General features: G+C 31.3%; 11 protein-coding genes. 7 read left to right on the top strand and 4 right to left on the bottom strand.

Annotated features, from left to right (window positions below; all coding sequences use genetic code 11):
* Window positions 1-104: 104 nt before the first annotated feature.
* Window positions 105-2,513 (bottom strand): TonB-dependent receptor, encoded by a 2,409-nt coding sequence (locus B4E59_RS11430; protein ID WP_291053103.1) that lies wholly within the window; start codon window positions 2,511-2,513, stop codon window positions 105-107.
* Between the two features lie 302 nt (window positions 2,514-2,815).
* On the opposite strand from B4E59_RS11430, the gene B4E59_RS11425 reads away from it, so the two are divergent.
* The 6 genes from B4E59_RS11425 (at window position 2,816) to B4E59_RS11400 (ending at window position 6,285) form a co-directional block, all read left to right on the top strand.
* On the top strand, window positions 2,816-3,580 hold the full coding sequence (locus B4E59_RS11425) for a Rossmann-like and DUF2520 domain-containing protein (protein ID WP_291053100.1): 765 nt from the start codon (window positions 2,816-2,818) through the stop codon (window positions 3,578-3,580).
* Entirely contained in the window at window positions 3,577-4,101 is a 525-nt protein-coding gene (locus tag B4E59_RS11420; RefSeq protein WP_286479257.1) for a KdsC family phosphatase, read from the top strand. Before B4E59_RS11425 ends, B4E59_RS11420 begins: the two co-directional genes overlap by 4 nt.
* Window positions 4,102-4,112: 11 nt before the next feature.
* On the top strand, window positions 4,113-4,697 hold the full coding sequence (locus tag B4E59_RS11415) for a Maf family nucleotide pyrophosphatase (RefSeq protein ID WP_291053095.1): 585 nt from the start codon (window positions 4,113-4,115) through the stop codon (window positions 4,695-4,697).
* Between the two features lie 75 nt (window positions 4,698-4,772).
* Window positions 4,773-5,339, top strand: coding sequence for a nicotinate (nicotinamide) nucleotide adenylyltransferase (gene nadD, locus B4E59_RS11410; protein WP_291053093.1), 567 nt, complete (start codon window positions 4,773-4,775; stop codon window positions 5,337-5,339).
* Between the two features lie 15 nt (window positions 5,340-5,354).
* On the top strand, window positions 5,355-5,870 hold the full coding sequence (locus B4E59_RS11405; RefSeq protein WP_291053091.1) for a hypothetical protein: 516 nt from the start codon (window positions 5,355-5,357) through the stop codon (window positions 5,868-5,870).
* On the top strand, window positions 5,845-6,285 hold the full coding sequence (locus tag B4E59_RS11400; protein ID WP_286495147.1) for a GNAT family N-acetyltransferase: 441 nt from the start codon (window positions 5,845-5,847) through the stop codon (window positions 6,283-6,285). Before B4E59_RS11405 ends, B4E59_RS11400 begins: the two co-directional genes overlap by 26 nt.
* On the opposite strand, the gene B4E59_RS11395 is transcribed toward B4E59_RS11400, so the two are convergent.
* The 3 genes from B4E59_RS11395 to pth are packed head-to-tail and all read right to left on the bottom strand — an operon-like array spanning window position 6,282 to window position 7,481.
* On the bottom strand, window positions 6,282-6,512 hold the full coding sequence (locus B4E59_RS11395) for a DUF3820 family protein (RefSeq protein WP_038336390.1): 231 nt from the start codon (window positions 6,510-6,512) through the stop codon (window positions 6,282-6,284). The genes B4E59_RS11400 and B4E59_RS11395 overlap by 4 nt on opposite strands.
* The gene (locus B4E59_RS11390) at window positions 6,512-6,925 is read right to left on the bottom strand and encodes a rhodanese-like domain-containing protein (protein ID WP_291053088.1); all 414 of its coding nucleotides are present in this window, start codon (window positions 6,923-6,925) and stop codon (window positions 6,512-6,514) included. Before B4E59_RS11390 ends, B4E59_RS11395 begins: the two co-directional genes overlap by 1 nt.
* A complete protein-coding gene (gene pth / locus B4E59_RS11385) occupies window positions 6,915-7,481 on the bottom strand; it encodes an aminoacyl-tRNA hydrolase (RefSeq protein ID WP_291053084.1) in 567 nt (188 codons plus the stop codon). The genes B4E59_RS11390 and pth overlap by 11 nt, the downstream gene beginning before the upstream one ends.
* Before the next feature lie 112 nt (window positions 7,482-7,593).
* On the opposite strand from pth, the gene B4E59_RS11380 reads away from it, so the two are divergent.
* Window positions 7,594-8,109 (top strand): TlpA family protein disulfide reductase, encoded by a 516-nt coding sequence (locus B4E59_RS11380; RefSeq protein WP_221855624.1) that lies wholly within the window; start codon window positions 7,594-7,596, stop codon window positions 8,107-8,109.
* Window positions 8,110-8,288 lie beyond the last annotated feature (179 nt).

Here is an 8,288-nt window from a genome sequence, read left to right as displayed (position 1 = left end):
TTTCAGGACGGGACAATTAATTCAAAAAAAAAGAGTTCCAAAAAATATTGGAACTCTTTTTCGTTTTAAGAATATTTAAATAAATGAAGAATACATTTTATTAATTAGAAACCAACTCCTCCTGATTGCTCAGATTTGTTTTGTTGAGCTTCTGCACGATTTCGTACTTTTCCACCGAAATTATACGTAAATCCGATGTTCATTGTATGTGCTTCCCAACGGAATTTTCCTGTTGCTCTATCTGGATTATACATTTCTAAACGTCCATAAAATGTTCTGAAAATATCACTTACACGTGCACTCAAACTTGCTTTTCCTCCCATAAATGTGTAACGCGCTCCTAAATCCATACGCCACATATCGCGCATTTCTCCTTGGATAAATTTGTATTTCCCTTGATACATAAAGAAATGTTGTAAACTGATAGCTTTCGAAACTTTGAATGTATTATTCATACGAGCTGTTAAACGATTTGCATCAATCTCGACAAAGTATGGAACTTTAACCCCATTTTCTTCTTTCTCTTGTTGAACAACCATTGTGTTATGTGTATAATCTCCACTGATATTAGATGACCACCATTTTGTTGGCACAAGATTAAATGCTAATTCAAAACCATATGCATCTACTTTATCATAGTTTAGATAATTCTGAATATATGCTCCATAAACTTCTTCGTTTCGTAAAACATTTCTAAAAATATTGTCTTTAATATGTCTGTAAAACACATTCGCAGAAATAGAATTTTTACCAATTCGTTGTAAATATCCAACTTCGAAATTATCTGTATATTCTGGTCTTAATGCTGGATTTCCGATACTTGACATCATTGGTGTCGACCATTCTGGCACTGGAGATAATTGCCCAATTCCTGGGCGATCAATTCTACGGCTATAATTTAATGACACTTGTCCTTTTTCGGTAACATCATATGTTAAGAAAGCTGATGGAAAGAAATCTAATTTATCTTGTTCAATTTTTCCTTCTTCATTTACATTAACAACGAAATCTCCTTTGTCTCTAAACTGTTCTGCACGTAAGCCTAACTGCATTCCAAATTTCCCAAATTTTTGACCATAATTTACATATGCAGAAAAGAAATCTCGTGTAAAATTAAAATCTGTACTTGGATTGTATGTTTCACCTTTTACAATTATTCTTCGGTCTGTTAATAAAATATTATCGTTATCTTCTCTTCTAAATTGTAATCCAGCCTCTATTTTTCCACCATCTTTGATTTGATTCGTATAATCTAAATTAACACGAATGTTATTTGTTCTATCATCACGATCTTCATAATATTTTACTTCATCTGGATAAAAATTATGCATGTTTCGTAAATCTACACTTTTAGCTCTAGAGAAAAATGCGTCCAAAACAATGTTGTGATCTGCTTTATCAAAATCACGTTTGAAATTCAAACTATAATCTTGACTTCTCCAATCTCCATCAAAATTCGAATTATTGGGATAAAACTCTTGTGTTTTGGTATTCACCATATCCGATCCAATTAATCCATTTCCTTTTCCAAACCATTGATTTGTATAAATCGTCAAAGCTGTTTTGTCGTTGATGAACCAATCGAAACCAATTTTACCTGCTTGGCTTTCGTCATTGTTTAAAATATCTATTGCACTTTTGAAATTTGTGTCAAAATTATTTAAAGAGCCATGAAATTCACTTGGACGTTTATTGTAACTATAATTTCCGAAAAAATTGAAAGAACCTGTATTTACATTTGCTGTTAACGAATTATTGAAACGACTTTTCTTCCCTTGCTCATAACCTGTACTCAATGCAACATTGTATCCTTTTTTCTTTCCTTTTACCATCACTATATTGATGATTCCAGATTTTCCGTCCGCCTCATATTTTGCAGAAGGATTAGTAATAATTTCTACACGCTGAATTTGATTCGAAGGAATTTGCTTCAATACTTGCGATGCTGATAAAGATGAAGGCTTTCCATCAATATAAATTTTCACATTTTCATTTCCACGTAACGATAATTCTCCTGTTTGTTGATCAACATTAACTGAAGGAATATTATTCAGAACCGATGCAGCGTCTGTACCAGCAGAAACTAAATCGTTCCCCACTTCTACAACACGTTTATCTATTTCATTACGATATTGTGAAGTTTGCGCACGAACAAATGCTCCTTTCAGTTCAACTGTTTCGGCTTTTTCTGCTTGTAAAATGATGTTACCTAAATTTAACTCACCTCCTTTTACTTCTGCAGTTGTTACAGATTGTTGATAACCAAATTCAGTAATCACCAAACGATAACTTCCGTCTTCTAAATCTGGAATCTCGAATGTTCCGTCTGCATTCGCATACACTTCATCGAATAATTCTTTTGAATCTGCTTTATAAATCTGAATAGCAGCCATACCAACCGCTTCATTTTTTGCATTTTCAATCTTTCCTTTCACAGGATGTTGTTCCTGCGAGAATCCGTAAATAGAGCAAACGGAGAAAAGAATAGCTAAAGTAAATTTGTTTAATCTCATAGTTAATATTTTTTTTCAATAGTACTATGTTTTACATAATACATAATAAGAGTTGTCCGTACTTTTTCCTAATTAGACGTTTAAAAAAATGTTTTGTTACAAAATATTTAAACTTTTTTTTAATTTTTCAAGTACTATGTTTTGCATAATACGTAAACCTAATCGTTGGATGATTTTACTAATAAGACGCAACAACTTCAATAATGTTACAAGAATTTTTAATTTTTTTTAAAATTTTTTTCCTCGACTGAAAAACTTACATTTATCATTCAATTAATATTAATCAAAAAATTGCTAAAACATTGAGTTCAATTGTCATATTAGGTGCGGGAAATGTTGCGTTTCACTTAACTCGTGCATTAATCGAAAACACTTGCAATGTTCGACAAATTTTCAATAGAACATTAGAACACGCTAGAGAAATCGGAGAAGCAAATAGAATTTCGTATACCGATAAAATTTCTGAAATAGAAAAAGCAGACATTTATATTATTGCGAGTGCAGATTCTGGAATCGAAGAGTTTTCTCATTATATTCCGTATGATGATGTTTTGGTTGTACATACTTCTGGTTCGTCTCCAATGTTTGTTCTGAAAGGCGATTACCGAAAAGGCGTTTTTTATCCGTTGCAAACTTTTTCGAAAGAAAGAACAATGCGTTATGATAATATTCCGTTTTTTATCGAAGCCGAAAATCCTGAGGATTTAAAGACGTTGAATGATTTAGGAAATCGAATTTCAAACGAAGTTCACGAACTTAATTTTGCAAGTAGAATGCAAGTGCATATGACAGGTGTTTGGGCAAATAATTTTGTCAATCATTTATATTATATCGCAGGAAATATTTGTGAGCAAAACAATGTTCCGTTCGATGTTTTGTTGCCTCTTATTCAGGAAACAGCAAATAAAGTAATCGAAATGAGTCCAAAAGATGCGCAAACTGGTCCAGCAAAACGTGGAGATCAAGTGATTATTGATCGTCATTTAGAGGCCTTACAAGATGATTCGAGATTATTACAGATTTACCAAATATTGACAGATTCAATCAAACGAGTTTACGAAAAATGATAAGTTATAAAGAAAAACTAAATAACATTAAAACCGTTATTTTAGATGTAGATGGAGTTTTGACAGATGGAAATTTAATTTTATTACCAACTGGCGAAATGGTGAGAACAATGAATACGCGCGATGGTTATGCAATGCAATTAGCCATCAAACAAGGAATACGAATTGCGGTGATTACAGGCGGAAGAGATGAAGCTGTTGTGAATCGTTTAAAATATTTAGGCTTAACAGATATTTACGTGAACAAACGTGATAAAGTAGAAGCTTTTGAAGATTTACTTTTTTCTTATGGATTAGATCCTGATGAAATCGCTTATATGGGCGATGATTATCCAGATTTGGCCGTGATGAATTTAGTTGGATTATCAGCTTGTCCTAACGATGCGTGTATGGATGTGCGCAAAGCTTCGGAATATATTTCACCAGAAAACGGTGGAAAAGGTTGTGTTCGCGATTTATTAGAACAAATCTTGAAAGTTCAAAACAAATGGTATAATGCAGAAGAAGTTGCTTCTGTATAAAAGAATTTGAAATGTTATTAACAGAAAAATTAAAAGATACCAATATCATTTTGGCATCACAATCGCCAAGAAGAAAAGAACTTTTAGCTGGATTGGGATTACAATTTTCGACAATTTCACTGGATATTGACGAAACATTTGATCGCAACGAATTCAAGAAAGAACAAATCACCGAATATCTTTCCGCTAAAAAAGCCAAAGCTTATACGAATATTCAACCAAATGATTTGATTATAACATCGGATACAACTGTTTGGGTAGAAGATGAATCGTTAGAAAAAGCTTCGAATAGAGAAGAAGCTTACGAGATGATTAAAAAATTAAGCGGAAAAACACATTCTGTTTATACATCGGTTACGATTCGTTCTGTAGAGAAAGAAGTTACTTTTTCGGACGAAACACAAGTAACTTTTGCTGATTTGACAGATGAAGAAATTTATTTCTACATTGATAATTACAAACCTTTTGATAAAGCGGGTGCTTACGGTGTACAGGAATGGATTGGTTATATTGGTGTGGACAATATGAATGGAAGTTATTTCAATGTAATGGGACTTCCTACACACAAGCTATATAAAGAATTAGTAAAATTCTAAACATATCATCCAGCTTCGGCTGGATTTTTTTATTCTACAATTATCGTATTTTTGTTTTTCTAAAAAATCAATTTTATGAAGGTCGGTTTATATTTTGGATCATTCAATCCTATTCATGTCGGACATTTAATTATTGCCAATCATTTTCAACAATTCACCGATTTGGATCAGGTTTGGTTTGTGGTTTCGCCTCAAAATCCATTGAAGAAAAAAAGTTCTTTAGCAAATGAATATGATCGATTAGAAATGGTGGAACTAGCCATTAAAGATTATCCTAATCTTCGTGCGTCGAACATCGAATTTACGTTACCGAAACCTTCGTACACAATTGATACATTAATTCATCTAAACGAAAAATTTCCTGAGCATAACTTTGCACTGATTATGGGTTCTGATAATTTGGATGGAATTTCAAAATGGAAAAATACCGAGATTTTAATGCGCGATTATCAATTGTTTGTTTATCCGCGTCCTGGTTATTCGCAAGAAGAAAATTTGGATAATGTCGAAATGGTGGAAGCGCCTTTGATGGAAATTTCTTCTACATTTATCCGAAATGCAATCAAAGATGGAAAAAATATCAAACCAATGTTACCTCCAAAAGTTTGGGAATATCTTGATGGAAGTAATTTGTATGGATGAATTTAATTTGAAAATGTGAGAATTTCTAATTTAATAAAATGGTTCGGTATTGTTTTTTTACCAATTGTATTTGTATTCATTATTTTCGGTTTAATAAAAGACATTACCAAATCTGAAAATGATTTTAAATTAAATCAAGGTATAATTTCTGAAATAGGAATAACAGAAAGAATTAGTAAAGGAACTTCTCATAGAAGCATTACAACAAAAACTGATGTATTCTATGTGAAAATTAAAAATGATAACAATAAATATTCTTATTTTGACAGATTTTCAAATAATTATCAATCAATAATACATGAATTAAAAATTGGTGACTTTGTAAAAATTTATAATGAAGGAATTGATAAAAATCAAAATACAATTTCTATCATTCAGTTAGAAAAAGGCAATCAAATTTTAATTTCAAAATCTATTCATAATAAAAGAAATTATTTTATCATTATAGCTTTTTTAGCATTTCTAATCTTATATGTAATAATAATTTATCGAAAATTAAAAAATCATGACAAAACAAGCTACTATAAATAATTTAGAAGAATTAGTTCATTTATTTGATGCGTATCGTCAATTTTATGATAAGGAATCTGATGTAAAAGCAGCGGAAAAATTTCTAGAAGCCAGAATTGTAAATGACGAATCGGTTATCTTTTTAGCTTATAACAAAGACGAAAAAGCAGTTGGTTTCGTACAATTATTTCCTTCATTTTCATCTACTCGAATGAAACGTTTCTGGATTTTGAATGATTTATTTGTTTCACCAGAATTTCGCGGACAAGGTTTTTCAAGAGAATTGATAGAAGAAGCAAAAAATCTGTGTCGCAAAACAGATGCTTGTGCAATGTTGTTAGAAACAAGTGTTACGAATGATATTGGAAATTCATTATATCCAAGTGCTGGATTTCAATTGCGTGATGATGCAAATTTTTATGAATGGGAAGTTTAACCAAATTGACGTTTCAATTCGTAGATAATATCTTCTAAACCATTTAATTTTATTTCATAAACAGTGGATAAAAGAATTCCTAATTTCCCTTTCGGAAAACCACCTTTACCAACAAACCATTCCAAATAAGAAACAGGTAAATCGCACAACAATCGCCCTTCGTATTTACCGAAAGGCATTTTAGTTGTGACAATTTCTTTTAATATTTCGGGACGAAATCCTTCCATTATTTTGTTACAGTTCCTTTGTACGTTGACATTCCATCTTTGAAATTCTTGGCATTTTTGAAACCTTTTTCTTGCATTTTTTCTGTTGCTAATTTTGCTCTAACACCAGATTTGCAATAAATGAAATAATTCTTTTTTGTATCTAATTTCTGAATTTCTTCTTCGAAATTTGGATTTTTCACGTCTATATTTACCGCTCCAGGAACATGACCTTCAGCAAACTCTTTAGGTGTACGAACGTCTAACAAAACATTCTTTTTACTCTTGAAATTAATTTCATTTACATTATCTAATGTCGAAGTTATTTCTTCTATTTTCGCTTCTTTTCCTTCTAAACTTGACGAATTGCTTGCACAAGAACCTAAAAAAAGTGTTCCTGCAATCATTGCAACTCCTAAAATTTTATTTACCATTATATTGATTCATTGTATTATCTAATCCTTGAAAAATAAACGACAAAACTGCATCAGCAGCCAAATTCAATCGTTCATTCATTTTTTCATTTTCTTCTGCCGACCAATCGCCTAACACATAATCCACTTGTTTACCTTCCGAAAACTCATTTCCTACACCAAAGCGTAATCGCGCATAATTTTGTCCGCCAACTTTATTTTGAATATCCTTCAAACCATTGTGTCCACCATCGCTACCTTTTCCACGCATACGAATTGTTCCGAAAGGCAAGTTCAAATCATCTGTAATGACAAAAATATTTTCTAACGAAATATTTTCTTTTTTCATCCAAAAACGAACCGCATCTCCACTCAAATTCATGTATGTATTTGGTTTTAACAACGTAACTGGACGCGCTTTATATTTAAACTGTGCTACTTCACCAAAATTTGATGGTGAAAATTTAGCATCAACTTTTTTAGCAACTTCTTCAACAACCTTGAAACCAATATTATGACGAGTATTTTCGTATTGAGCACCAATATTACCAAGCCCAATAATCAGATATTTTTGCATGAAACAAAATTACATCTTTTTGCAATGATTAGAAATAAATATTTACCTTTGCTTTAAAGTCTACTGAATTGGTATAGATTTTGTAAATACATGAAATCGATAAAAATTTATCATGAGAAAAATAATTAGCGTTTTAATATTATTTGTCGGAATTAATGCATTTTCGCAAAAAATTCCGTCAGTGATGAAAACTGAATTTCCCGCAACAGCTTTGCAAGATAGCGTAGTTGATTTAGAAGGAAATTCGGCGACCATCGAAAAAGTTTTTTCGAACTATAAAGGAAAAATTGTCTTGTTGGATTTATGGGCAACTTGGTGTGGAGATTGTATCAAAAACATGCCAGCTTTGAAATCTTTGCACGAAAAAAATCCTGACGTAACCTTTGTTTACCTTTCAATGGACAAGAATGAGGAAGCTTGGAAAAATGGTATTAAAAAATATCAGATTGAAGGTCAACACTTTTACTTAGGAAACAACTGGAAAGGCAATTTTGGCACAGGGATTGATTTAAATTGGATACCAAGATATTTGGTTCTTGATCAAAATGGAAAAATTGCAGATTATTACAGCGTAAAAGCTGATGATCCTAAAGTTCAAGAAACAATTGATCGTTTAAGAAATAAATAGTTTATAGTTTACCAACCAAATGGTGATTGAAATTAAAAAATCAATCACCATTTTCTTTTATTAATCATTAGAAATCAATATCTTTCATAGAATAAAAATAAATATTCTATAATTTTTTATAGATCATTTTTTGTATCAAACTTTTAGTTATTATTGCATTGATTTTAATACCCTTTTTA

The sequence above is a fragment of the Empedobacter sp. UBA2044 genome (assembly GCF_002333005.1).
GTDB classification, from domain to species: domain Bacteria; phylum Bacteroidota; class Bacteroidia; order Flavobacteriales; family Weeksellaceae; genus Empedobacter; species Empedobacter falsenii_B.
This window is presented reverse-complemented; position numbering and strand designations above follow the sequence as displayed.